This window comes from Paenibacillus ferrarius, from assembly GCF_002027705.1.
In the GTDB taxonomy this organism is placed as follows: domain Bacteria; phylum Bacillota; class Bacilli; order Paenibacillales; family NBRC-103111; genus Paenibacillus_E; species Paenibacillus_E ferrarius.
On the sequence record NZ_MBTG01000012.1, the window covers coordinates 12596 to 39148 of the forward strand.

Here is a 26553-nt window from a genome sequence, read left to right on the forward strand (position 1 = left end):
AGAAGGGATTCTGCATGACGTCATGTCCGATCTGTGAAGAAGCGGAAAGCAAGCTGTACTATCGTTACCCGCGCTTTAATCTAATGAAGTGCAGCGGATGTGAAGTGATTTATCGGGAAAGTCTGGAAAGCGTGCAGCACGATCAACTTATCAGGGATATTTATGACGAGAATTGGGTAGCTATGCGGGATCGATATGCGGTCAATACCCTAAGGGAGCATGCTTCTTTCAACACGATGCTATTGGATATGTTTGTCCAGAAAAAAGGAAAGCTGCTGGAGATTGGCTCAGGCACTGGTGAATTCCTGTGGCTAGCGCGTGAGGCCGGGTGGGAAGTTACGGGGGTAGAGCCATCCGCTGTAGCCTGTGAATATGCCAATCATCGGTATGGCTTAGCCCTTCATAATGAAATATGGCATGAATCCATATTTGAGCAGGGGGAATCTTTTGATGCGATTGTGTTCTGGCATGTCCTTGAGCATATCCCGAATCCCAAATCATTCCTGAAGCAGGTGAAGCGTCTTCTTAAACCAGAGGGGCGCGTTCTGTTCAGCTTGCCGAATCTGCATTCCTTAACGAATGCGATACTGGGAACGGCTTCGCCTATTTTAGTAGAAGAAGACCATTTGTGCCATTACGCCAAAGAACATATTGAGCAGCTCATGAGCCTCAATGGATATGACATTATTTCCTTATTTTCCCGAGAAGAGCCTTCAAGGCTTGAGCGTGACTTGCAGTTGAATCCGGCTGTTCAAGGATACCTGACGAACATGAGAGAAACCGAGAAAATTAAAATGATGATTGGCCTGCAGGCCGGCTGGCATGGTCATGAAATCTTCGGAATTGTGGGACACCGCCATGAGTAAATTGACGTTATCCATGATTGTCAAAAATGAAAGTCACCGGTATCTCCGCACTGCGCTGATCAAGCATCGAGACTGGATTGATGAAGCGGTCATCATAGATGACGGAAGCACCGATGACACGGTGGAGATATGTAAAGAGCTGCTAACAGGTATCCCGCTTCAACTTATCCAGAACGCGGAATCCCGTTTCTCGAATGAGGTGATTTTACGCAAGCAGCAGTGGGAGGAAACGATCAGAACGAATCCAGAGTGGATTCTGAACTTGGATGCAGACGAAATCATGGAAGATCAGTTTGCCAAACAAGTTGCTGACTTATTATCACAGTGTGAGCAGGATGTTGTTTATTTTCGGTTGTACGATATGTGGAATGAGACCTGCTATCGAGAGGATGCCTATTGGAGCGCTCATCATACCTACCGGCCGTTCCTTCTGCGCTATAAGCCTAATTTTCCTTATTTGTGGAAAGAGACGGCGCAGCATTGCGGAAGATTCCCGGCCACGATCAATCAGTTCAGCTACGTATGCCATCCTGCAAGAGTAAAGCACTTTGGCTGGGCGAATGCAGAGGATCGAAAGATGAAGTATGAAAGATATATGAGGCTGGATCCGAATGCCCAGTTTGGTTGGAAAGAACAATATGAATCCATCCTGGACGATCAGCCACGTCTTATAAAATGGGAGGAATAGCCCGTTGATCACCATAAGTCTTTGTATGATTGTCAAAAACGAGGAACAGTCGCTGGCCCGCTGTCTTCAATCCGTTAAGGATATTGCAGACGAGATTATTATTGTTGACACAGGATCGACGGATCAGACTAAAGAGACCGCCGCCGCATTCACGGATTTGATCTATGATCAGGTGTGGAACGATCATTTCGGAGATGCCCGGAATTATGCCTTTTCCAAAGCGACACAGGAGTATATCTTATGGCTGGATGCAGATGATGAGCTTGAAGAAGAGGATAGAGCGAAATTCATTGCCCTTAAGCAAACTTTAGATGCAAGCGTAGATAGCGTTATGATGCATTATCACTTGGGTTTAGATGCGGATAACAAGGTTATTACCAGCCTAAAGCGCAATCGGTTAGTTCGGCGGGCCTGCGGATTTCGCTGGGAAGGACCTGTGCATGAAGTCCTTCTTGTAAGCGGGAATATCATTCATACCGATATTGCGATTACCCATAAGAAAGATAAACCTTATACGGATCGCAATTTGCGTATATATCGGCAGCGGGAAGCAGCTGAAGAAGAATTTACACCTCGGGATTTATATTACTTCGCTAATGAACTAAGGGATCATAGCTGTGATGAGGAAGCTGTGGATTATTACGAGCGTTTTCTGCGTACGAAGCGGGGATGGAGTGAGGATTGTTTCGCAGCTTGCTTGAAAATGGGAGATTGTTACGGCAGATTGAATCAGCGAACGTTGCAGATGAGAGCTTTATTTCGAACACTCTTGTACGGAAAACCAAGAGCAGAGATGTGCTGCCGAGTAGGAGCATTATTCTTAGAAGATAATCGCGTGGAATTAGCGGCTCACTGGTTTCACACAGCGACGACTCTGGGGGAGCCGCTTGGCTATTCAGGCGTCGTTGATCATTCCGCATGGACGTGGCTGCCGCATCTCCAGTTATGCTTATGCTATGATCGGCTAGGCAATAAACAAAAGGCAGAGCTCCATAATGAGCTGGCAGCTGTCCACAACCCGACGCATCCCAGCATTTTGCATAACAAAGCTTATTTTGCTCAGCTGCGCCGAGAGGAGAGGTCTGTTTGAGGAAGAAAAAGCGAGTATTGATCAGCAGTCCTATTCGTCAATCGCCTGATATTCTGAAGCCATTTCTAACCTCTCTTACGGAACTGGAACAAGAGACTGTTGAGGTAAGCTACTTCTTTATAGATGATAATGAAGATAAAGCTTCCTCACTATTGTTACAGCAATTTCAAGCTGAGCGAGGGCGAACAGAAATTCAGGTTGAAGCGGCTGAGCTCAAACACTACCAGAAAGATGAGTATACGCACTATTGGCAAGAGGAAACGATTTGGAAAGTAGCCAGAATGAAAGACGCGATGATTGTCTATGCGATTGAAAGGAATTTTGATTATTTATTTCTCCTTGATTCGGATTTGATCCTACATCCACAAACGCTTGAGCAGCTTGTACTTGCGAAGAAGGATATTGTCTCTAATATTTTCTGGACAAAATGGCAGCCGGATACAATTGAGATGCCGCAAGTATGGGTGTGCGATCAGTACACGTTGTACCACAAAGAGAGAAAAGAGACATTAACCGATGAGGAAGCAGCTGCACGGACTTGGCAATTTTTCAAGCAATTGCGAATTCCTGGCGTGCACGAAGTAGGTGGTTTAGGGGCATGTACTTTAATTAGCAGAAAAGCGTTGAAAGATGGGGTGCGATTCGCAGAAATTCCTAACTTATCCTTCTGGGGGGAAGACAGGCATTTCTGTATTCGTGCCCGTGCCATGGGCTTTTCACTGTTTGTAGATACCCATTATCCAGCTTATCATATTTACCGAAAATCGGAATTAACAGGGGTTGAAGCATTCAAGAAAACGAATAAGCCAGTCGCTATAACAGAACGGAAGATTACGATAAGCCTTTGCATGATTGTTAAAAATGAAGAAAATGCCTTACCCATCTGCCTTCATTCGGTAAGAGGCATTGCAGATGAAATCATTATTGTAGATACAGGTTCATCCGATCGGACCAAAGAATTAGCCGCTAAGTACACGGATCAGATTTATGATTTCGCTTGGGTAGAAGATTTTGCGGCTGCAAGAAATTTCGCATTTTCTAAGGCGACAAAGCAATACATTCTATGGTTAGACGCGGATGATGTCCTGACCGAGAAAGATCGCGGCTTATTCTTAGCCTTGATTGGCTCGATGGAGACAAAGGTAGATCGTGTGACCATGGCTTATCATTTGAGTTTTGATGAGAACAATCAAGTCACACATAGTCTGCGCCGCAATCGACTGGTTCGTCGTGCTTGTCAATTCGAATGGATTGGCGCCGTCCATGAATATTTGAATGCAAGCGGCAGCGTCTATCATAGTGAGGTTGCCATTACTCATCAGAAGGACAAAGTTCACACAGACCGTAATTTGCAAATCTATCGCAAACGCAGGGAAAGAGGCGAGCCATTTTCCACACGTGATCATTACTATTTTGCAAATGAGTGCCGAGAGCATGGCTTTTTTGACGAAGCAATCCCTTTATATGAGCTATTTCTAGCAGATCCTGCTGGGTGGCAGGAAGATCAAATTGCTGCTTCTCTGCATTTGGCGGAATGCTATAGCCATAAAGGGCTAAGAGATGAGCAGTTGACAGCGTTATTTCGAACTTTGGAATATGATCTTCCCCGGGCGGATACTTGCTGCCGGATAGGATCGATTTTTCTAGAAGAGTTGGATTACCATCAAGCCATTTACTGGTATGAATCAGCTGCGCAATGTTCTAAACCTGCTGAGATGATGGGGGTTGTGAATCATTCCTTCTGGACTTGGCTGCCTCATGTGCAGCTCTGTCTTTGTTATGATCGCATTGGGGATTTGATCAAAGCAAAGTTTCATAATGATATCGCCTTTTCGTATCATCCTACACATCCTTCCATTCTTCATAATAAACGTTATTTGGAACAAACCGGGGTTGTGTAATTTTAAAAGATAAATGTTCAAATACAGAAAGTTGCGGCATATACATCCAAGAGTTACACCAGAGCTTAAGGAGGAATGAACATGTCACAAGCCAACATCCCCAATATAACGCCAATTATATCCATTACGCTGGGTGGAGCAGTTAATTTATTACTGGCATCCATCGCTTTGGAGGAACTTGCGCTTGCTCATATCGTTAATGCGGAAGCCGAGAAAATTCAATATGTCTTAGGTACACTGACACCATTGACGCCTCCGATTGCACCAACGATTTCAAATATTTTGTTGATTAATGAAAGTGTGAGGAAAACACTGCAGGATGTTATTAAGAAAGAAATGCTTTTGCAATTTAAAATGGACTCCATTATGGAGCATTTTCCCAATACGCTTGCATAAATCAACCCCATTTCTTTTCTCTAAGCCCAGATGGGCTTTTTTTATTCCAATTTGAGGTTTAACAACATGTTTTAGGACAAAGCTCATATATATAATTAAACGGCGTACGATATTTATAATGAGGTATTCCGATTTCAAATACAGGAGTTGAAAGCAATGTCGATGCCTAACATTCCTGATATCAAGCCAGAGATTATTCTAAAGAGAAAAGAAGTTATCAATTTATTGTTGACCTCTATCGCGCTGGAAGAAATTGGACTGTCTCACATCATTAATGCTGAAGCGGAGAAGCTTCAACATGTTCTTAGAGATCATTGCCTAACTATCCATGAAGCCTTGCAAATTAATTCCAGTATAGATCGTATGATGCGAAATGTGATTAGCAATCAAATGCTGCTCAGCTTTAAGTTGTCCGATATTATCCGGTTGGAAGAGAAAGAGGAACACGAGTGTATAATCGAAGATTGTGAAGAATAGAAAAATACCTGTATGGAAAGGAGCACCAAAGGTTGAATAGCAATAATCAGCGTTCATCTGTTGAAGCATCCTCACATTCGTCTGCGGTGACCCATTTATTAGAGTCGATTGCGATAGAAGAAGAAGCACTGGCCAATCTCATTCGAACCGAGGCTAATAAAACGTCCTCTTTCATAGGGGGTGAGCGTAATTTCACTTCAGAGCCGTCTATGCAAGACATTTTGACCTATAATCAAGGTGTCATTCAATTTATGGATACAATGATCATGACCCAGTGGCTCATGCTGAAGAAATTAAATGCCATTACTCATATTCAGAGCCTCCAGACGAAAAATCAGGATGAAACTGAAAATAGATATTCAGATAAAATCTCAGGACTGGAAAATTGGGAGTATGACAATATCGACTATTGAGCAAGCCATGCAATCACAGGCAGCTTCAATTTCGCAGATCACTTTATCCGTTCTGGGACTTATTGAGGGACTATTACTTAGATATTCACAGGCTAGTGACACCGAGAAGATCAGCATTACTCAGGATACATACATAATGATAAGTTCAAGTATAGACGCCCATTATTTTCATCAGCGGAAGTATCAAAGACTCTCGTCAACTGTAACCAACAGGCTGCTGGTTCCATCATGGGGTTACGTTGATGAAATCAGCGAGTTGATCATGAAGTTACGTTTGCTTATCCTCCAGAAGGAAATACGTTCTTCACTAGACTGCATACGTCATCTTGATGAGTTATTTAAAATTTATTTCGTTGATAAGTCATTGCAAAGGATGGAAACATCGACTGAGATTGTAAGCAAAGCTGAGGAAGAAACGGCAATTCAATCCCAAAAACCTAGTAATAGGCCAAAAAGGTTGGCTAATAAACATGCGGCGCCACCGCTATTATTTATAGAAGCTTCTGAAAAATCCATAAGTTCGCCAAAGACCTTACGAGAAGATTAATCTTCCGTAAGGTCTTTTGTTTGCCTTTTAAACACCCAAGAAGAAGCGAATTCCATATTTTTCAAATATATACTTTTTCTTGGGTTGTATTGTTTTCGAGCAGCAGTTATCACCAATTTGACAACCCTGAATACCTTAATAATTATCTACTGGAGGTCGTTACGATGTCACAAGCTAATATACCAAATATTTCACCGAATATTTCGGTTACTCGAGATCAAGCAATTAACTTATTATTGTCATCCATTGCTATGGAAGAACTGGGATTAAGTCACATTCTCAATGCTGAAGGCGAAAAAATTCAATACGTGCTAGGAACGCTCCCAGGTTTATCTGGGCCGCCTGCAACCATTAGTGATCTTCTATTAATTAATGACAGTGTAAAAAGCACCATAAATACGGTAGCCAAAAAGGAATTCTTATTGCAGTCCAAACTTGATAGTATCCTGACTTTGCCCATTTCCGTAGGCCCACCTGGTCCAGTTGGCCCTACTGGTGCGACGGGCGGTCCTGCTGTGGGTCCAACAGGAGCAACGGGTGATCCTGGGGCGACTGGAGCGACGGGTGCAGCTGGGGCAACCGGAGCAACGGGAGCAGTTGGGGCAACCGGAGCAACGGGAGCAGCTGGGGCAACGGGAGCAACGGGTACAGCTGGGGCAACCGGAGCAACGGGCGTAGCTGGGGCAACCGGAGCAACGGGAGCAGCTGGGGCAACCGGAGCAACGGGCGTAGCTGGGGCAACCGGAGCAACGGGCGTAGCTGGGGCAACCGGAGCAACGGGCGTAGCTGGGGCAACCGGAGCGACGGGTGTAGCTGGAGCAACCGGAGCAACGGGTGTAGTAGGGGCAACGGGAGCAACGGGTGTAGCAGGGGCAACCGGAGCAACGGGCGTAGCTGGAGCAACCGGAGCAACGGGCGTAGCTGGGGCAACGGGAGCAACGGGTGTAGCAGGCGCAACGGGAGCAACGGGTACAGCTGGGGCAACGGGAGCAACGGGAGCAACGGGTGTAGCAGGCGCAACGGGAGCAACGGGTACAGCTGGGGCAACGGGAGCAACGGGTGTAGCTGGAGCAACCGGAGCGACGGGCGTAGCTGGGGCAACCGGAGCAACGGGTGTAGCAGGCGCAACGGGAGCAACGGGTACAGCTGGGGCAACTGGAGCAACGGGAGCAACCGGAGCAACCGGAGCAACGGGTGTAGCTGGGGCAACTGGAGCAACGGGCTTGAATGGTTCGGGTCCAATTATTCCTTATGCTTCAGGTCTTCCAGTTACAGTGACCACAATTGCAGGTGGGTTAGTAGGAACTGTCAGTATGGTTGGTTTTGGAAGCTCTGCAACAGGCGTTACGATTTTGGGCGGGGTTATTGATCTTACAGGAGCAAGTGGTACATTACTAAACTTTGCATTTTCGATGCCAAGAGCTGGAACAATTACTTCCCTTACTGCTTATTTCAGCACAACTCTTGGTTTATCTTTAATTGGTTCGACCGTTACTATTACAGCTCAATTGTATAGTTCTACGACACCAAATAACTCGTTCACAGCCGTACCTGGAGCAGTAGTTACTCTCGCACCTGCCTTAACGGGCACTATCACACTTGGGAACATTAGCACCGGTATTGTAACTGGGTTATCGATCCCGGTGACAGCACAAACAAGATTTATACTTGTTTATTCTTCAACGGCAACTGGACTTTCTCTAGTGAATTCAATTGAAGGATACGCAAGTGCTGGTTTAGGTTTGGTATAGAAATTAGTTTTAGTTACACTATGAAAGGGTTGACTTGTGAAAAGTCAACTCTTTTAATATTTTTATTTTGTGAAATTAAGTTGGCGCTAATTGCGTTCAATTGGAGGTTGTAAGTAATGTCTCAACCTGATATACCTAACATTACCCCAATTATTTCTGTTACGAGAGATGATGCGATTAATTTACTTTTGACGTCTATCGCGCTAGAAGAGTTGGGTCTGAGCCATATTTTGAATGCGGAAGGCGAAAAGCTGCAGTATGTGTTGGGTACATTACCAGGCTTAACTTCTCCAACCGCTACAATAAGTGACATTTTATTAGTGAACGAAAGTATAAGAGATATGATTTCAGTCGTTAGTAAAGAAGAATATCTATTGCAAACAAAATTGGAAAGTGTTCTGTCAGCTCCTACATTAATAGGGCCTACTGGCGCAACAGGTCCGACAGGACCCCTTGGCGGACCGTCGGGTCCAACAGGTGTGACTGGAGCAACGGGAGCAACTGGTGATCGAGGAGTAGCAGGGACAACAGGAGCTACGGGAGCAACTGGAGCCACGGGAGCAACAGGAGCCACGGGAGCAACCGGGGTAGCAGGAATAGCAGGAGTAACGGGAGCAACTGGGGCAGTAGGAGTGACAGGAGCAACTGGTGCTGCGGGAGTTACGGGAGCAACAGGTGATCCAGGGGCAACCGGAGCAACAGGGACAGCAGGAGTGACGGGAGCAACTGGGGATTCAGGAGTAGCAGGGACAACAGGAGCTAGGGGAGCAACCGGGGCAGCAGGAGTAACAGGAGTAACAGGAGTGACCGGGGCAGCGGGAGTGACGGGAGCAACCGGGACCGCAGGAGTAACGGGAGCAACTGGGGTAGCAGGGGTGACGGGGGCAACTGGTGATCCAGGAGCAACTGGAGCAACTGGAACAGCGGGAGTTACAGGTGCGACAGGAACAGCAGGAGTGACGGGGGCAACCGGGGCAGCAGGAGTAACGGGAGCGACCGGGGTAGCGGGAGTAACGGGAGCGACAGGTACCGCGGGGGCTACAGGAGCGACAGGTACCTCGGGGGCTACAGGAGCGACAGGTATCGCAGGAGTAACGGGAGCAACTGGGGCAGCGGGAGTAACGGGAGCAACTGGGGCAGCGGGAGTAACGGGAGCAACCGGGGCAGCAGGAGTAACGGGAGCGACAGGTACCGCAGGAGTTACAGGAGCAACTGGGGATCCAGGAGTAACGGGAGCAACCGGGACAGCAGGAGTAACGGGAGCAACCGGGACAGCAGGAGTAACGGGAGCAACAGGGACCGCAGGAGTAACGGGAGCAACAGGGGCTGCAGGAGTGACGGGAGCAACCGGGGTAACGGGAGTAACGGGAGCGACAGGTACCGCGGGGGCTACAGGAGCGACAGGTATCGCAGGAGTAACGGGAGCAACTGGGGCAGCGGGAGTAACGGGAGCAACTGGGGCAGCGGGAGTAACGGGAGCAACCGGGGCAGCAGGAGTAACGGGAGCGACAGGTACCGCAGGAGTTACAGGAGCAACTGGGGATCCAGGAGTAACGGGAGCAACCGGGACAGCAGGAGTAACGGGAGCAACTGGGGCAGCGGGAGTAACGGGAGCAACAGGGACCGCAGGAGTAACGGGAGCAACCGGGGCCGCAGGAGTGACGGGAGCAACCGGGGCAGCAGGAGTAACGGGAGCAACTGGGGCAGCGGGAGCAACTGGGGCAGCGGGAGTAACGGGAGCAACTGGGGATCCAGGAGTGACGGGGGCAACAGGGACAGCAGGAGTAACGGGAGCAACTGGGGCCGCAGGAGTGACGGGAGCAACCGGGGCAGCAGGAGTAACGGGAGCAACTGGGGATCCAGGAGTGACGGGGGCGACCGGGACAGCAGGAGTAACGGGAGCGACAGGAACAGCGGGAGTTACAGGGGCTACAGGTGATCCAGGAGCAACTGGAGCGACAGGAACAGCGGGAGTTACAGGGGCTACAGGTGATCCAGGAGCAACTGGAGCGACAGGTACCGCGGGGGCTACAGGAGCGACAGGTATCGCAGGAGTAACGGGGGCGACAGGTATCGCAGGAGTAACGGGAGCAACTGGGGCAGTGGGAGTAACGGGAGCAACTGGAGCGACAGGAACAGCGGGAGTTACAGGGGCTACAGGTGATCCAGGAGCAACTGGAGCGACAGGTACCGCGGGGGCTACAGGAGCGACAGGTATCGCAGGAGTAACGGGAGCGACAGGTATCGCAGGAGTAACGGGAGCAACTGGGGCAGTGGGAGTAACGGGAGCAACTGGGGCCGCAGGAGTGACGGGAGCAACCGGGGCAGCAGGAGTAACGGGAGCAACCGGGTCAGCAGGAGTAACGGGAGCAACCGGGTCAGCAGGAGTAACGGGAGCAACTGGTGATCCAGGAGTAACGGGAGCAACCGGAACAGCGGGAGTAACGGGAGCGACAGGTACCACAGGAGTAACAGGAGCAACCGGTACAGCGGGAGTAACAGGAGCAACCGGAACCGCAGGAGTAACCGGAGCAACCGGAACAGCAGGAGTAACGGGAGCAACCGGGGCCGCAGGAGTGACGGGGGCAACTGGTGATCCAGGAGTGACAGGGGCAACTGGTGATCCAGGAGTAACAGGAGCAACCGGAACAGCGGGAGTAACAGGATCAACCGGAACAGCGGGAGTAACAGGAGCAACCGGAACAGCAGGAGTAACCGGAGCAACCGGAACAGCAGGAGTAACGGGAGCAACCGGAACCGCAGGAGTGACGGGAGCAACCGGGACCGCAGGAGCGACGGGGGCAACTGGTGATCCAGGAGTAACAGGAGCAACCGGAACAGCGGGAGTAACAGGAGCAACCGGAACAGCGGGAGTAACGGGTGCGACAGGGACCGCAGGAGTGACTGGAGCAACCGGAGCAACAGGAACCGCGGGAGTAACGGGAGCGACAGGTATCGCGGGGGCTACAGGAGCAACCGGAACAGCAGGAGGAACGGGAGCGACAGGAACCGCGGGAGTAACGGGAGCGACAGGAACAGCAGGAGCAACGGGAGCGACAGGAACAGCAGGAGCCACGGGAGCGACAGGAACAGCAGGAGCCACGGGAGCGACGGGGACAGCAGGAGTAACGGGAGCAACCGGAACAGCAGGAGCCACGGGAGCGACGGGGACAGCAGGAGTAACGGGAGCAACCGGAACAGCAGGAGCAACGGGAGCGACAGGAACAGCGGGAGTAACGGGAGCGACAGGAACAGCAGGAGCAACGGGAGCGACAGGTATCGAAGGAGTAACGGGAGCGACAGGAACCGTAGGAGCAACGGGAGCAACGGGAGCAACAGGAGCCACGGGTACAGGGGTGACTGCTAATTCAGCATTCGCTGGGAACACTTCGGGCACATTGTTGGTCGTTTTAGGTGGATTAAATATCCCATTGCCAAATAATCAAGTTTTAGGCGGAGGGATTACGATTAATGGAGCAAATACGACATTTACTCTTGCGAATGCGGGCAATTACTATATTTCTTATAAAATAAATGCAACAGCCGCTGTGCTTGCGCAGTCCAGAGTGTTGTTAAATGGTGTATCCGTTCCGGCTTCCGTAAATACACCTGCACTAAGTGTTACAGGCTTTTTGGGTGATTTTATTATAACGGTTCCGGCATCCTCTACGATCATTCTTCAGTTATTTGGCCTTGTAGCAACTGTTGTACTGGCACCGCCAGGGGCAACTATTAATATTATTCAGCTTAGTTAAATAAGCATATTTAGTCAGAATATCTCTCCTATTGTTTAAATGGCCGGGTGGTACCTCCATTTTAGCAAGGAGAGATTTCTTTTTTCACTGTATAAACTCCAGTCAAAGTAGTATTTCCTCCTTCCCAAACCCGATAACACTGGAATTATTCCAGTGGAACTTGGGTTTGCGGCTTCGAGGTGGGTATTTTTTGCATTTCACTGTATAAACTCCAGTCAAAGTAGCCTACCCACCTCTCAAACTCGATAACACTGGAGTTATTCCAGTGGAATTTGGCAACAGGGTTGGGCAACAGCCACAGTTGAATAGGCAGTCGCAGTCGCAGTTGCAACTGCGATAGCACTTAGGGGTAGGCGGTACCAGTTGAAACTTCTGAGACAGAAGGGGCTGCCTCGCAGTCATTTTCGACTTTTGAGACAACACAACCTCATCTTGCATAAAAGAACAACAAGATATTCAAACTAAGCGTTGGATTTAGGAATCTAAAGGATTCTCATTGTTTTCTAATCAAAATAACATATAGTTAGGAGAAGCATGGTTCAAAGGAGATGACGATGAAACGGATATTGCTCATAGAGGATGAAAGAAATTTAGTTCGCTTCATTCAATTGGAGCTGGAGCATGAATCTTTTGAGGTTGAGGCTGCATATGACGGGAAATCGGGGCTGGAATTAGCGCTGCAAGGTTCTTGGGATTTGATATTGCTAGATATTATGCTGCCAGAAATGGATGGCATTGAGGTGTGCCGCCGTATTCGCGCTTCCCACAAAACGCCGATACTTATGCTTACAGCCAGAGACAGCGTTGTGGATCGGGTATCTGGGTTAGATAGCGGAGCCGATGATTATATGCCCAAGCCTTTTGCTATAGAAGAATTATTAGCTCGGATAAGGGCGATTTTCAGACGTTTGGAGCTAGAGGGCCATACAACTCATACTCGGCTATCTTTTCAAGATATCCAAGTAGATGTAGATGCTAGGATCGTTTACAAGGATAAGCAAATTGTTGAGCTGACGAAGCGTGAATTTGATTTGTTGGTTATGTTTATGAGAAACCATAATCTCGTTTTGACCCGTGATATGCTTTTGGATCATGTTTGGGGATATGATTCTTTAGTGGAGACGAATGTCGTCGATGTATATGTGAGATATTTGCGGAACAAGCTTGACCAGGTCGGGGAGAATAGCTGTATTCAAACGGTGCGCGGAATTGGATATGTGATGAGATGAGGGAAAAATTAACTTTTTTTGTACGACGCCTCCCCATTAAATGGAAGCTTATGCTAGGTGCCGCTGCGCTTATTTTTCTGCTATTTTCAACTTATAATTATGCGCAATATTTAGTGCTTAAGCATTGGATGATGAATCAAGAGAAAGATAAGATTCAAGTGAATATGGCACAGCTGCAGGATTACTTTCAGGAGAAATCGAATCGAACGGATGCTTTTCCGGTCGCCGATAGTCGATTGTACATAGAGAAATTAATGGGGAAAAATCAATTAGTTCGTATTCTTGGCAAGGAAGGCGAGATTCTCCTAACGGTTACGAACCATTTTGATGAAAGCTGGATCCCGCCGAAATCGGTTTCAGTGTCCGAACTTTTCGATATTACGCACCTGGAAGATCATATTCTCGTTTATCGGAGCCCGATCGTTACAGCTCAAATGGTTGGCACGATTGAAGTTGCCAGTAATTTGGAGACTTTTGATCATTTCAGTCAAACTTTACTATGGGTCATGTTGATTGGCGGAGTTTTGGCGGTTTTCATTAGTGGAATCAGTGGCTTAGCGCTGGCCAAGCAGTTCATGCGTCCCATTCGGCGACTAGCCTCAACGATCCGGAGTGTGAAGGAAAAAGGTCTCACAGCACGGGTCAGCAAGATCGAAAACGGAGATGAATTAGCCAACTTGGCACAGCTTTTTAATGAGTTGATGAATCAACTGGAAACTTCCTTTCTCCAGCAAAAACAGTTTGTTGAAGATGCTTCGCATGAGCTCCGGACACCGATTACTATCTTGGAGGGCCATTTGTCCCTCTTGCATCGATGGGGCAAATCAGAACCGGATGTTCTGGATGAATCTCTGCAAGCCTCTTTGCAGGAAGTTAGGCGGTTGAAAGGGATTGTTCAAGAACTAATCACGCTTACCAGAGTTGAATCCAATTCGTTGAGCGAAAATGTAGAACCGATTGAGATTGAACCTATTATTCACGAGACGGCAAAAAGATGTGAGGTACTTCATCCTGATTTTGAATTCATCGAAAGCACGCAGTCTTTGAAAGATGTGAGGCTGTCGATTAGCCCGCTGCATTTGGAACAAATTATGCTGATCATTCTCGATAATGCCGTAAAATACTCAGCGAATAATAAACGTATTGAAATTGAGGCCGTACGTTTGAGAAACGATGTGCAAGTTTCCGTAAAGGATCACGGAATAGGCATTCCTGTGGCTGACTTACCCTACGTATTTGATCGCTTCTATCGGGTTAACAAAGCACGGAATCGTGAAATAGCAGGCACAGGGTTAGGGTTAGCTATTGCCAAACAGTTCGTGCATAATTATCGAGGTGTTATGACGATCGCCAGCGAAGAAAATATAGGAACGAAGGTAACGATAAGTTTCCCCATCCATCCAAACATAGAGTGATGAATTTCTCATTTTCTTCTCATCTTCTTCGTTTAAAGTTATTGTAAATGCCGATTTTCAAAGCATTTCAGTAAATACAAAGGATGATGAGGATGAGTTTCACAGAGGTAGATTATCATTGGTTTCAGATGATTAACGAATTAGGGCATACGCTGGCTGTTTTAAATCCAATTATGCGGTTGTTCGCATCATATGCTGAGTATGTGTTTTATGTTGGTGTTGTTATTTATTGGTTTACCAGGCATGAAGTTAAGCGTCGTATGGTTGGTGAATCCATCGTTGCAGCTTGTTTAGCGCTTCTGAGCAGTGGGATTATCGGTCATTTCTTCTATCGAGATCGCCCGTTTGTCACACATACGGTCCTTCAATTGATTGCACACCCGGCTAACGCTTCATTTCCAAGTGATCATGCGATTGGGGCTTTTGTCATCGCCACGTCGATTTGGATATATCGCAAAAAAGATGGCTGGTTATGGCTGATTCTAGCCGGGTGTATAGCTTTCTCCAGAGTATGGACAGGGGTCCATTATCCTTCGGATGTACTCGGAGGAGCGTTTATTGGCGTAGTTGCAGCGGCTGCAGTTCATCTCGTATTCAAACATTCGTCTGTAGCAGAGAAAGGTCTGAAACAGCTGATTGATATGTACACGAGGGTTGAGGCCAAGATTTGGCCAAGTCACGAGGATCGCTCACATATAATCAGAAAGTGATTGAGACAATCAAATACCGACGTTTGAAATCCGTTTAGTTGCTGAACGGATTTTTCTTTTTTCCCAACAAGGAGTTAAGAAAGATTTAAGAAATGGTTCACCAGCATTTCATTTTTGTTGTCTAAGATGTAGTTGTAAGCCCATATTTCATAAAAGGAGAGACTTTAAGATCATCTTAAAGCTCCCAAAATGAGGAGGATAACATGAAAAAGAAGTGGTTAATGGTAGGTGGCGCTGTTGGCATTAGCAGTATTGTAATGGTCACAACCGGGTTCAGTGCATTAGCGAGCACATCAGGGTATGACGCATATAAATCTGCGCTGAAAAATACTAAAACAGTTCAAAATGTTGCTGTGCAAGCAGCAGCTGCATTACAAGATAACGGGAATGTGCTTGCCAGTGCAAATGGGAGCTTCAAAGTAAGCTTGGATTCCAAAACAGCAAGCGGGAACGCGGATGTACTGACGAATGGCACTCAGCAGTCCCTCAGCTTCTACAAGCAAGAGAATCAAACCGTACTTAAATCAAACGCCAGCGATGTTTATTTTGTTAACCAAGAGACCCAGAAGAAGCACAAAAACGAAAAGACTCAAACGGGTACAGAAATTCCGCAGCAAGTTGAAACGGTGATTGATGCATTAGTCGGGAATTTGAAGGACTATGTAGCAGTGGATACCAAAGCGGATGGGTCCAAAGAAATCGCCATTGAGCTGGATAATGCTCAGATCCCTACGGTCGTTAACGCCTTAGCGCCAATCGCCATTAAGGAAGCTACCAAGGAAGAGAATGACGGCGAGAAGAAGGATGACACCGCTAGTACAGGCAAGTTCCCGTTCAACGAGGATTTCCTCAAACATGCAGCGCCGCAGTTGACGCAAGACATTAAAATCGAAAAAGTAGCTGTGAAAGCAACGATTAATGCTAATAATTATATTTCTCATCAAGAAGCGGATGTAACGGTTTCCGGGAAAGATGCCAGCGGTGCAGCGCACCAAGTGACTCTTCACCTTCAGGCGGATCTTTCCGGTTATAACAGCACAACCCCTGACAACGTTGATCTTACAGGTAAAACGGTGCAAACCTTGAAGCATGATCACCAAGGGAAACACGACGACAACGAATAAATAGTTGCATTCTAGAATTAAATGGTTAACAGCAGATAGGCTTCCCTGTCCGAGCCTATCTGCTTCATTTTTGATGAATAGGGGAGTTGCCATGAACACCATATTAGAAACAGCTCATTTGAGCAAAATATACAACAATAAACGCGGAATTCGTGAAATCAGCCTGCAATTGCATGCTGGCGATGTATATGGTCTTCTGGGACCAAACGGTGCAGGGAAAACGACGTTTCTTAAGTTAATAACGGGCTTAATTCGGCCGGATCAAGGCAGTGTTACCTTGTTTGGGAACAACTTAGCCGATCATTTCGAACTTGGCATGGAGCATGTTGGCAGCATGATTGAATCTGCCGATTTTCATGATTTTCTTAGTGCTCGGCAGTATTTAGAGCTAGTAGCCCGCTTCTATCCGTCTGTTACCCCAAAGCATATGGAAGAGGTGTTAGAGCTTGTAGGCTTGCATAAGGTTCGTAAAGAGAAGATCAAGGGCTTTTCAACAGGAATGAAACAAAAATTAGCACTTGCCGCGGCAATCTTGCCTGAACCAAAGCTTGTTATCCTTGATGAGCCGACGAATGGGTTGGATATTGAAGGAACGGTCATGTTTCGAAAGTTGATTACACAGCTGTCGGAAGAGAAGGGGACATCATTTATTATTTCGAGCCATATGATCCACGAATTGGAACAGTTATGCAATCGAGTCGGGATTGTTGTGGAGGGGCATTTGAAAAAGGAAGGATACGTTTCTGAATTGCTGCAAAACAATCAGTCATTAGAGCAGTTCTATATCGATGAACTTCAGCTTTCTAAGGAGGACGAAGATTGTGCATAGATGGCGAGCTGGTTACTTAAATGAACTTTATCTCTTGTTCTATCGGAAGAAAGTCGTCATGTTCGCCGTTTTTTCAGCGATCTTGCCGATCTTGCTTGCTATCTCTCTGAAGGCATTACAGCCTCTTTTGGGATTAATTGCTGTCAGCCAATCTTTCCCGATCGAAATGCTGACGATTTACACAAGTATTTGGATTCCATTATTTATGTTGACAATTACGGGGGATTTGTTCCCTAATGAAGTTAGTGCCAGAACGTTGAAGCTGGCGTTACTTCGTCCGAATTCAAGGTTTCAAGTATTTGGTACGAAAATTGCTGCTTTAAGCACAGGAATTGCCGGTATCCTGATGATACTTGGTCTTGTGACTTTCATTTGCAACCTTTTCACGGGAACAACGGCGGGCTTTACGGATTCGTTTGGAATGGTGAAAGCCTATATGGCTGCTTTCGTCTCCATGGTAGCCTTGTCGGCATTGTTTGTTTTTGTTTCACAGTTTTTCAAAAGTGCCAGCAGCTTTATGGTCTTTTCGCTAGTCTTATACGCTGCCGCCAAAGTTGCGCCATTCTTGTTAAGTTCTGTTGCCGCTTTCTCACCCGCATCCTATACAGATTGGCATATGTTATGGTTAAGTCAGACGGTTCCCATGGCTAAATTATTGACGACATCACTTTTCTTAATTTCAAGTTGTATGTTGTTTTGGGCACTAGGTTACTATAAATTTGATAGAAAAGAAGTATAAAAACGGGGTCTGCACATGTCTATTCGGCTAAAATTATTGTATTCATATGCGGCTATGCTGCTTATTCCACTCATTATGATGATCATCACGGCTATGCTGCTTGTTGTTGTTTTTCGAGGGGATTTCCAAAGCATTCGAGAGCAATTGCGTTCAGGTGTCGGCTTGTTCGAAAATCAGAATGTGGAGCATACATTCAAAGAATTGAAGCGAACTTCGGAGAAAAATCCGTCCATCTTAGTAGACTTGACCTATATAGCAGACATAGATCAAGAACTTCAACTCAATAACTCGAAGCTGGTTGTTCGCAAGGATAATGCGCTGGTGTATGTTTCACCTGCTTTGAAAGATTCTGACGTACTCCAGCAGCTGCCTCCATTCAAGCATCCCGGACATCCGGAACGTGAAGATGCCAAACGATATGGCAAAGAATTACTTGAGATCAATTCGTTTGATTTTAATTATCCCGAGCAGCATACAGGGAGCATCTTCGTTATCACGACGATAAATCCATTAGTTAATTTTACACAGAAATTTTTCCCTATCCTTTTTATTATTTTGCTTATCATTCTGGTTGTAACGCATACCTTGCTAACTTATTTTGTTTCCAAAAGCATTATCAATCCACTTCGGAAGCTCAAGAATGCGATGAAGCGGATTCAATCAGGTGATCTTGACTTTCAAGTTCAGATTACAAGCAAGGATGAAATTGGGCAGCTGAGCATCGCCTTCGAGCAAATGCGCAAACAACTGCTAGAATCCATTCAAACGCAAGTACAATATGAGGAAAACCGAAAAGAACTGATTTCAAATATTTCCCATGACATTCGGACTCCGCTTACAGCCATTAGAGGGTATGTAGACGGATTAGGTGACGGAATTGCCGATACCGCGGATAAAAAGCAAAAATATATTGATATCATTTCATCTAAAGCGGAAGAAATGGATCATTTAATTGATGAATTATTTCTATATTCCAAATTAGATTTAAAACGAGTACCTTTTAATTTTGAAGTCGTAGATTTCGCATCTTTTTTAGCTGATTGGTCAGATGAGCTTGATTTTGAACTTGGCAAAAAAGGCGTTCACTATAAATCGGATATCGTTCTACCACAGCAGGTTCAAGTCTCGATTGATCGAGACAAAATGAGGCGCGTATTTTCTAACATCCTGGATAATTGCTTGAAATATATGAACAAATCAGAGAAAACTATTTCTTTGCATGCCAGATTGGCAGGGGCGCGTGTTGTCATTGAAATTACGGATAACGGTGCAGGAGTGGATGCTGAAGCTTTGCCCCATATTTTTGATCGTTTTTACCGGGCAGACCCATCTAGAAACTCTCATCATGGTGGAAGTGGGCTGGGGTTGGCAATCTCGAAGCAAATGATAGAAGGGCATGGTGGAACTATCGGAGCAACTAGTAGGAAGGGAGAAGGAACTTGTATGACGATAAACTTGCCGCAAAGAAGGCACAAAGATGGTGGGTATGAATGAAACATATACTTATTGTAGAAGATGAGCAGCTCATTGCTGAGCTTGAGCGAGATTACTTGGAAGTAAACGGTTTTAAAGTGGATATTGCGACAGATGGAGAGCAAGGACTGAAGCTGGGTCTTCGTGGCGATTATGATTTAATTATTCTTGATGTCATGCTGCCTTTGCTGAATGGCTTTGAAGTCTGCAAGCAAATACGTGAGAAGCATCAAATTCCGATATTGATGGTTACGGCCAAAAAAGAGGATATTGATGTCATCCGTGGACTTGGACTTGGAGCGGATGACTATATTACGAAGCCGTTCAAGCCTGGGGAGCTTGTTGCAAGGGTCAAAGCCCATTTAACGCGTTATGAGCGTTTGATTGGCACCAAAGAACATAAGGATGAAATTCGAATTCAGGGACTTCTTATTGACAACAGTTCCCGCCGCGTCTTTGTCCACCAGCAAGAAATGAACTTAACTACGAAGGAATTTGATTTGCTCTATTTTCTCGCCAATAATCCGAATCGCGTGTTTAGCAAGGATCACCTGTTTGAACGAATTTGGGGATATGATGCGACAGGTGATTCACAAACGGTTACGGTTCATATCCGTAAGTTAAGAGAAAAGATCGAAATTGATCCGTCCAACTCGCAATACATCGAAACGGTATGGGGAGCTGGGTATCGTTTTCGGATTTAGTACAAAGCATGGAATGGAGGTTATCTTAAGTATGAATATGAATCCTCGTATATTAATTCTTACCGAAAGCTATGGTAATGGACATGTTCAAGCCTCTAAAGCACTACAGCAGCAATTTCTAAAACAAGGTGTAGACAATGTTAAAATTGTCAATCTTATGAAGGAAGGGCATCCTTTCATTCATTTGCTCACAGCCTCGCTGATTAACAAAAGTACCACAAGTTCAAGGTTGGGTCTTGACTATTATGGGTGGAGCTACTATTTAACTCGCGATACGAAACGAACCGCTTTATTTCAGAGATCCATGACCTATTTGGGACAAAAGAAGCTGAAGGAGCTTATTCATCAAGAGCGTCCAGATGTCGTTGTCAATACGTTTCCGTTCGGTGCCTCACCAGAAGTATGCAGTTCATTGGGAATTACGAATTTCACGGTGCTTACAGACTATGCTCTACATGCCAGTTGGCTGCATCCGAAGGTGGATAAGTACTATGTAGCGACAGAAGAATTAAAGCGGCAAATCATTTTCAAAGGTTTCAGCAAAGAGCGCGTTGAGGTGACTGGCATCCCGCTGCGTCAAGAGTTCTCTAAGGGCCCGGATGCTCAACAAATACAACATAAGAAAATGATCTTAATAATGGCCTCAGATCAAGGCGTTATTAGTTATTTGGAGGAATTGCTGCACGGATTAGTGGGAGTAAGTCAATGTCAAATCGTTGTTGTCTGCGGCCGAAATAATGAGAAGATCAAGCTGAGGCTTGAAGAACATTTTGCTGCTTATACAGATGTGACCATTTTAGGTTTTGTTGATAATATGCATGAATGGATGTCCAGGGCTACGTGCATTGTAACGAAGGCTGGAGGTTTAACTCTAACTGAAGCCATTGCCTTGCAGCTTCCTATTTTCATATATAAACCATACGCGGGGCAAGAAAAGGAAAATGCTTTGTATCTTTCCAGCCGCGGTGTTGCTTCAGTTTCATCGAATATGGGAGAATTAACAAAAAAAATTAACGAATTTATGACTCATCCACGTTTGTATGATGAAGTAAGGGAACGCATGATAGGATTGCAGCACCATCAAGCAGCTTCTCATATCGTGAATGATATTTTGCAAAGAATTCATCAGCAAGTTCCGATATCTATTTAATAATGAGAGGCGTGAGATGAATGATGGCGAAAAGTGAAGAATTCGATGAATTCTTGGAATCAATTAGTCACTTAGAAGAAAAAATAGTCAAGTTAATCCTGCAATCTGATTTGACATTGGTGGAAAAGCAATTCATTTTGGACCATATTCTTATTATTCCCGGAAAAAGAGGCGAACATGAAGAGAGCAAAGCAATTTAATATGTATAAAAAAAGACCTCCTTCAGAATGGTTATCTGAAAGGAGGTCTTTTGCTGAGCTTCAACTTAGTTAATCACACGTCTAGCTGTTTTGTAATGGTCGCTCCACCAGCCTGAAGTGATATCAGAAATGGTTACACCTGGACTGCCATACGTATGCATGATCTTGCCGTTGCCTATATAAATACCTACATGATGAATAGGTGAATAGAAGAAGACAAGGTCCCCAGGTTGAAGCTGATTTTTGGCTACAAAGGTGCCAGTTTGCGATTGCTCTTTGGATGAACGCGGCAGCGTAATGCCGTTCTTCTCATAAATAAATTGAGTAAAAGATGAGCAATCAAAGGACGTAGTCCGATCTTTCGTGGCCCCAAATTGATAGCGTACACCTAGATATTGTTTACCAGTCGAAATGATGGATTTTGCCTTGCTAGAAGCCGTTGTTGAAACTGATGTTGAATCACTGCTTGCAGCATGTGCGGATTGCGGTATCGCGATTAGGTTAATTGAAGTAATTAAGGATACACTAAGTGTAATTCCTAATAGCGATTTTTTCAGGCGACTCTTCGTCATGATATTCATGATTGGATATCCTCCTTAAGGATCGTGTTTTAGGCTTCCACCTGAGATAACCTTAACATGCCTAGAGCCGCCTAATGATTACCAATCATGGCTGAAAGCTAGTCCTATTCTGAGTTAAGGCCGGATTATTAGAAAACGATGAGAATTTTATCGGGTTTAAAACCTTGACTTTCTGGAATATGCAAATTCTTTTCGTTTCTAATCCTCCTCTCATGCTCTTCTTCCATTCCTATGGTACGATCAATACAAGGCAGGTGAGTATCAATGAATCAACATTCGATGATCATGTTAATTACGCATTACGGATATGCATCTATCGTTGTCTTGCTTTTTGTAGGCATCGTCGGCCTACCGCTCCCCATTGAGATTATTCTATTAGGTGCTGGATATATCGCAGTAAAAGCAAATCTTCAGATGGAAGGGATCATTGGATTTGCTTGGCTTGGTGCTTGCGCCGGGATGACACTTAATTACGTGCTTGGTCAACGAATAGGCCTCCAAAGAATCAGCAAAGTGACCAAGTGGATCAAGCTGTCAGAGAAGCGATTGGACACTTGGGCGGAATATGTTCAAAAGCATGGAGCCATTCTTCTCTTAGTTGGCTTCTATGTAGCAGGACTGCGTCATGCAGCCCCGTTCATTGCAGGTGCTACCAAGATGCGTTTCGCTAAATTCATAGCGGTCTCTTACTTTGGCGCCTTGGCTTGGATTTTGGTTATTGTTCTTCTGGGTCAGAAGCTGGGTAAAGCTTGGCATCACCTATCAATCCATTTCCATCATCCATTAGGCTTGATTATTGTTGCGGGCGTGCTCGTCCTTGGTTGGATAGGAGCTAAGCGATTAGTTCGGCAAAGACGCGTTGCTTCATAGATAGAATAAAACCTCGAAGCCCAATTAATCAGTGGGGTTTCGAGGTTTTTTTGTCTGATCTACCTAGAGGACTTGGAAGCATAAATCGTTTCTAATTTGCTAGCCGTGGCTCGCCAGCTGAATCTTCTCGTCACATCGATCCTGGCTTGTTTGGCCAATCTTTTGGCTTTGGACGAATCGGTGGCGATCTGAATGATTTCTTTGGCAAAAGCCGCAGGGCTTCGGTAATTGGTTACTAAGAGTCCATTAGACGCATGACGAATAATTTCCGGGATGCCTCCGTTTCGAGAAGCGACTGTAGGGAGCCCTGAAGCCATAGCCTCCACATTGACTAAGCCAAACGCTTCATGACCCTGAGACGGGCACACAAAGCAATCCCCGGACCGGTAGAATTGCGGCATTTGACGGCGTGAAATGTTCCCCTTGAAGGTCACTGGAATTCGGAGTGAGGCGGCGAGTTGTTGCAGCTGTTTCTTGTAGCTGGGCTTACCCGTCCCGCCGGCAATATGAAGTCTTGCGGAAGGAACGGTTCTTCTTATAATTTGAGTGGCTCTCATGAGCACCGGTATTCCTTTGCGAGGAATGAGCCTGCCTGCAAAAAGAATGATGAAGGGGTGGTGCTTGCTTCTGGTCCTAGCCAGACCAGGCCGGAATTGATTGAGTTCAACGCCAAGATGAACGTATCGAACCTTGTGACGAATGTTTGGGAACGTTCGTTTCAAATGATTTTGCAAAGAAAGGCTGTTTCCGACAATGAAATTTGCGCTGCTAAGATCACTTGCAGCTTGTTTCCTGGAAGTCATAGGCGCAGAGATGAAGGTAGTTGAATGCAAAAAAACGGAAATGGCCGTATGAGGGAAGGCTCTTCTCACGGCTGGCACGAATCTTGGACGATTATCGATTTGAATGATATCGTAATGATGGCCTTTGACCATTTTCAGCACATTAGATAAATAGGTTTGTTTATTGCCGCCGGGTACACGATGAATGGTGATATGTCCTAGCGTGCTCTTCTTAGGAAAGTTTGCCCGCAGCTTGCTGACGATGGTTACTTTATGTCTGGAGGAAATCTTTCGAGCTATTTGATAAATACAATGTTCCACGGAGCCTCCATAAGGAGGAGGTACGGGAATTTGCTCAGGTGCTATAATGAGAATATGCATATTTTCAGTGCTCACCTCTTGGTTTCAAATGGTGTTTCCAGTTATCATATTCAAAGAAAACGATAGGACTTGGAGTAAAGTCTAGTCAGGAAATTATTATTTTCAGCTGCTTCCATATTGCAGCCAGTTATAAAGTGGGATAAACTGAGTCAACAGATTCCGATTTATCTAGAAAGATTGAATACAACGATTGATTAAGGAGCGATTTTCTTTTGAAGACTTTAATTATTGCGGAAAAACCTGATATGGGGCGAAATATAGCCGCCGCAATAGAACCCAAAGCCAAGAATCTCAGGTCCTATTTGGAAGGTGAGCAGTATATCATCACCTGGGCAATCGGACATTTAATTGAGCTGGCTGAGCCGGATAAATATGATGATAAATATAAAAAGTGGAATATCAACCATTTGCCGATCATTCCGGAGGAATTCAAGCTGATTCCCAATCCGCGAACGTATGATCAGCTGAAAGTTATCGCTGAGCTGGCCAAGCAATGTGATCAGCTTGTCAATGCCTGCGATGCCGGGCGGGAAGGGCAGCATATCTTTTCGCTCATCCAGCGGCATCTCAAGCTTACCCAGCCGGTCAAAAGACTGTGGATATCGGATCTAACATCAGAGACGATCCGTAATGGCTTTGCCACGTTGAAGGACGGCGCAGAGTACGAGAATTTGACACGAGCTGCCCGCTCGCGAAGTGAAGCGGACTGGCTGATCGGTATGAATGGATCGCGCGCCTTCACGACGAAGCATAATGTGCTGCTGTCTGTCGGCCGTGTTCAGACACCTGTTCTTGCGCTTATCTATGATCGGCAGAAGCAGATCGAGGCGTTCTCATCGCTGAAATTCTATGAGCTGGAAGGGCATTTCACCCAGGGAGACACACTCTACAAAGGGATGTGGCAAGGGGAGAGATTGACGGATCAGCCTAAGGTTGAGGCGCTTGCAGCCAAGGTCAAAGGTAAACCAGCGCGTATTCAGTCCTACGAAGTCAAAGATACGAAGGAATATCCTTTCAAATTGTATGATTTGACACTGCTGCAGCGTGAAGCGAATGGGAAATACGCCTTCTCCGCGAAAAAGACGCTCGACACCGCTCAAGCCCTTTATGAGAAGCATAAGGTTATTTCCTATCCGAGAACGAATTCCAACTACGTGACGGAGCAAAATATTCCGGAGATGCACAAGTCGCTGTCTGCGCTGCAAGGGACGGTTTACCACGAGCTTGTGCAAGGCGCCAACCGCAACCTGGTGCATAAGAACAATAAATTCATTTGTAATCCAACCAAGGTAGAGGATCACCATGCTATCCTTCCAACGAATCGCAAAGCATCCGGTTTAAGTCCTGATGAGCAGAAGTTGTACGATTTGATCGTACGGCGGTTCTTATCGCAATTTTATCCTCCCGCTGAGTATAAGGTTCATACGGTGATGACGGAAGTTGAGCAAGAGATGTTTAAGACTACAGTTAAGGAATTGCTCGATCTAGGCTGGAAGGTCATCTACGCTGATCAGAAAAAAGACAAGCCGAAAGCTGTGAAAGGCAAAGACAAGGAAGAGGAAGAAGACGAAGAAGTGGAAGTAAGCGAGCCCTTCTCGTTGGATTCGCAAGGGAATGTCATTTGCCACGATGCGATTGTGAAGGAGAAAGATACGCAGCCGCCCAAGCATTTCAATGAAGGCACATTGCTCAAAGCGATGGAGAGCGCAGGCAAGCAGATTGAGGATGAAGAGCTTCGCGATGCGATGAAGGATTCTGGGCTTGGTACGCCGGCAACACGCGCGGCAACCATCGAGAGACTGAAGAAAGTCGGCTACATTGATATGCAAGGCAAGAAGATTCTCCTTACCCAGAAGGGGCGGACAGCCGTAGAGCTGATTCGCGGCGCGGGTATTGAGCTTCTGACTTCTCCGGAAATGACGGGGCAATGGGAGCGCAGATTGAATGAAATCTCCCGCGGTACCGCGTCGGACGAGCAGTTCATGCTGAATGTCAAAAAGTTTGCAACTTTGATTGTCGATAAAGTTCGCGGGCAAGCAAGAGCCTTGAAGACTGCTTTCGAAGGCGAGACGCCTTCTGCCACTCCAGCGAAACGTGGAGCTGCGAGGTCGAATTCGACTTCGCCGGAGGGGACTGCCAAGAAAGCGGCAGCAAGGAAAAAGGAGCCCTCTGTCAAACCAGCGGATGGCGCGAGTTCCTTCCTTGCAACTTGCCCGAGACCAGGATGTGGCGGCTCTCTTTTCATGGGGCGCAAAGGGTATGGCTGCTCGCACTACAAAGAAGGCTGTAAATTCGTCATCTGGAAGGAAAGCTTTGGCCGGAATCTAACGGATGCACAAGTGCAGGCACTCGTGAATAAAGGGAAGACGACGAAGCTCAAGCTCGTGCTACCGGATGGAACCGCGGCGGACGGTCGAATTATATTGAAGAACATCGATACCGGCGAGCTTGGAACCGAGACGGAATGAGCGGAGGCGAACGA

At 46.2% G+C, this 26553-nt stretch carries 24 protein-coding genes; 22 read left to right on the forward strand and 2 right to left on the reverse strand.

Annotated elements, in window-relative coordinates:
- The first annotated feature begins 14 nt into the window (after positions 1 to 14).
- From BC351_RS13320 to BC351_RS13415, 20 genes are all read left to right on the forward strand, one after another.
- Positions 15 to 866, forward strand: a complete 852-nt coding sequence (locus BC351_RS13320; protein ID WP_079412736.1) for a class I SAM-dependent methyltransferase — start codon at positions 15 to 17, stop codon at positions 864 to 866.
- The gene (locus tag BC351_RS13325) at positions 859 to 1554 is read left to right on the forward strand and encodes a glycosyltransferase (protein WP_079412737.1); all 696 of its coding nucleotides are present in this window, start codon (positions 859 to 861) and stop codon (positions 1552 to 1554) included. Before BC351_RS13320 ends, BC351_RS13325 begins: the two co-directional genes overlap by 8 nt.
- Before the next feature lie 4 nt (positions 1555 to 1558).
- Positions 1559 to 2644: a glycosyltransferase family 2 protein gene (locus BC351_RS13330; RefSeq protein ID WP_208629717.1), complete on the forward strand. Its 1086-nt coding sequence runs from the start codon at positions 1559 to 1561 to the stop codon at positions 2642 to 2644.
- Positions 2641 to 4545: a glycosyltransferase gene (locus BC351_RS13335; protein WP_144028382.1), complete on the forward strand. Its 1905-nt coding sequence runs from the start codon at positions 2641 to 2643 to the stop codon at positions 4543 to 4545. The genes BC351_RS13330 and BC351_RS13335 overlap by 4 nt, the downstream gene beginning before the upstream one ends.
- Before the next feature lie 81 nt (positions 4546 to 4626).
- The gene (locus tag BC351_RS13340) at positions 4627 to 4941 is read left to right on the forward strand and encodes an alpha-helical endospore appendage domain-containing protein (RefSeq protein WP_079412741.1); all 315 of its coding nucleotides are present in this window, start codon (positions 4627 to 4629) and stop codon (positions 4939 to 4941) included.
- A gap of 156 nt (positions 4942 to 5097) precedes the next feature.
- Complete coding sequence (locus BC351_RS13345) at positions 5098 to 5418, forward strand: alpha-helical endospore appendage domain-containing protein (RefSeq protein ID WP_079412742.1); 321 nt, start codon at positions 5098 to 5100, stop codon at positions 5416 to 5418.
- Between the two features lie 32 nt (positions 5419 to 5450).
- Positions 5451 to 5831, forward strand: coding sequence for an alpha-helical endospore appendage domain-containing protein (locus tag BC351_RS13350; RefSeq protein ID WP_079412744.1), 381 nt, complete (start codon positions 5451 to 5453; stop codon positions 5829 to 5831).
- Positions 5812 to 6378, forward strand: a complete 567-nt coding sequence (locus tag BC351_RS13355) for a hypothetical protein (protein WP_079412746.1) — start codon at positions 5812 to 5814, stop codon at positions 6376 to 6378. The genes BC351_RS13350 and BC351_RS13355 overlap by 20 nt, the downstream gene beginning before the upstream one ends.
- 164 nt (positions 6379 to 6542) lie before the next feature.
- Complete coding sequence (locus BC351_RS13360) at positions 6543 to 8129, forward strand: exosporium glycoprotein BclB-related protein (RefSeq protein WP_079412748.1); 1587 nt, start codon at positions 6543 to 6545, stop codon at positions 8127 to 8129.
- A gap of 116 nt (positions 8130 to 8245) precedes the next feature.
- The gene (locus BC351_RS13365; RefSeq protein WP_079412750.1) at positions 8246 to 11884 is read left to right on the forward strand and encodes an alpha-helical endospore appendage domain-containing protein; all 3639 of its coding nucleotides are present in this window, start codon (positions 8246 to 8248) and stop codon (positions 11882 to 11884) included.
- 554 nt (positions 11885 to 12438) lie between these two features.
- Positions 12439 to 13113 (forward strand): response regulator transcription factor, encoded by a 675-nt coding sequence (locus BC351_RS13370; protein WP_079412752.1) that lies wholly within the window; start codon positions 12439 to 12441, stop codon positions 13111 to 13113.
- Positions 13110 to 14528, forward strand: a complete 1419-nt coding sequence (locus BC351_RS13375) for a HAMP domain-containing sensor histidine kinase (protein WP_079412754.1) — start codon at positions 13110 to 13112, stop codon at positions 14526 to 14528. Before BC351_RS13370 ends, BC351_RS13375 begins: the two co-directional genes overlap by 4 nt.
- A 92-nt stretch (positions 14529 to 14620) precedes the next feature.
- The gene (locus BC351_RS13380) at positions 14621 to 15238 is read left to right on the forward strand and encodes an undecaprenyl-diphosphatase (protein WP_079412756.1); all 618 of its coding nucleotides are present in this window, start codon (positions 14621 to 14623) and stop codon (positions 15236 to 15238) included.
- Between the two features lie 203 nt (positions 15239 to 15441).
- Positions 15442 to 16362, forward strand: a complete 921-nt coding sequence (locus BC351_RS13385) for a hypothetical protein (RefSeq protein ID WP_079412758.1) — start codon at positions 15442 to 15444, stop codon at positions 16360 to 16362.
- Positions 16363 to 16453: 91 nt separating this feature from the next.
- The gene (locus tag BC351_RS13390; protein WP_079412760.1) at positions 16454 to 17191 is read left to right on the forward strand and encodes an ABC transporter ATP-binding protein; all 738 of its coding nucleotides are present in this window, start codon (positions 16454 to 16456) and stop codon (positions 17189 to 17191) included.
- Positions 17184 to 17930 carry an ABC transporter permease gene (locus BC351_RS13395; RefSeq protein WP_079412762.1) on the forward strand — a complete coding sequence of 249 codons (747 nt, stop codon included), beginning with the start codon at positions 17184 to 17186 and terminating at the stop codon, positions 17928 to 17930. The genes BC351_RS13390 and BC351_RS13395 overlap by 8 nt, the downstream gene beginning before the upstream one ends.
- Positions 17931 to 17945: 15 nt before the next feature.
- Positions 17946 to 19424: a sensor histidine kinase gene (locus BC351_RS13400; protein WP_079412764.1), complete on the forward strand. Its 1479-nt coding sequence runs from the start codon at positions 17946 to 17948 to the stop codon at positions 19422 to 19424.
- Positions 19421 to 20107 (forward strand): response regulator transcription factor, encoded by a 687-nt coding sequence (locus BC351_RS13405; protein WP_079412766.1) that lies wholly within the window; start codon positions 19421 to 19423, stop codon positions 20105 to 20107. The genes BC351_RS13400 and BC351_RS13405 overlap by 4 nt, the downstream gene beginning before the upstream one ends.
- Positions 20108 to 20138: 31 nt before the next feature.
- Positions 20139 to 21257 carry an MGDG synthase family glycosyltransferase gene (locus BC351_RS13410; RefSeq protein WP_158082075.1) on the forward strand — a complete coding sequence of 373 codons (1119 nt, stop codon included), beginning with the start codon at positions 20139 to 20141 and terminating at the stop codon, positions 21255 to 21257.
- 20 nt (positions 21258 to 21277) lie between these two features.
- Positions 21278 to 21457 carry a hypothetical protein gene (locus tag BC351_RS13415; RefSeq protein WP_079412770.1) on the forward strand — a complete coding sequence of 60 codons (180 nt, stop codon included), beginning with the start codon at positions 21278 to 21280 and terminating at the stop codon, positions 21455 to 21457.
- A gap of 65 nt (positions 21458 to 21522) precedes the next feature.
- Here the strand turns inward: BC351_RS13415 and BC351_RS13420 are convergent, their stop codons facing one another.
- Complete coding sequence (locus BC351_RS13420) at positions 21523 to 22029, reverse strand: C40 family peptidase (protein ID WP_079413546.1); 507 nt, start codon at positions 22027 to 22029, stop codon at positions 21523 to 21525.
- A 273-nt stretch (positions 22030 to 22302) separates the two neighbouring features.
- Between BC351_RS13420 and BC351_RS13425 the strand changes: the two genes are divergently transcribed.
- Complete coding sequence (locus tag BC351_RS13425; RefSeq protein WP_079412772.1) at positions 22303 to 22908, forward strand: DedA family protein; 606 nt, start codon at positions 22303 to 22305, stop codon at positions 22906 to 22908.
- Between the two features lie 59 nt (positions 22909 to 22967).
- On the opposite strand, the gene BC351_RS13430 is transcribed toward BC351_RS13425, so the two are convergent.
- Positions 22968 to 24011: a glycosyltransferase family 4 protein gene (locus BC351_RS13430; RefSeq protein WP_158082076.1), complete on the reverse strand. Its 1044-nt coding sequence runs from the start codon at positions 24009 to 24011 to the stop codon at positions 22968 to 22970.
- Between the two features lie 272 nt (positions 24012 to 24283).
- On the opposite strand from BC351_RS13430, the gene BC351_RS13435 reads away from it, so the two are divergent.
- Positions 24284 to 26539, forward strand: coding sequence for a type IA DNA topoisomerase (locus tag BC351_RS13435; protein ID WP_079412776.1), 2256 nt, complete (start codon positions 24284 to 24286; stop codon positions 26537 to 26539).
- Positions 26540 to 26553: the final 14 nt, after the last annotated feature.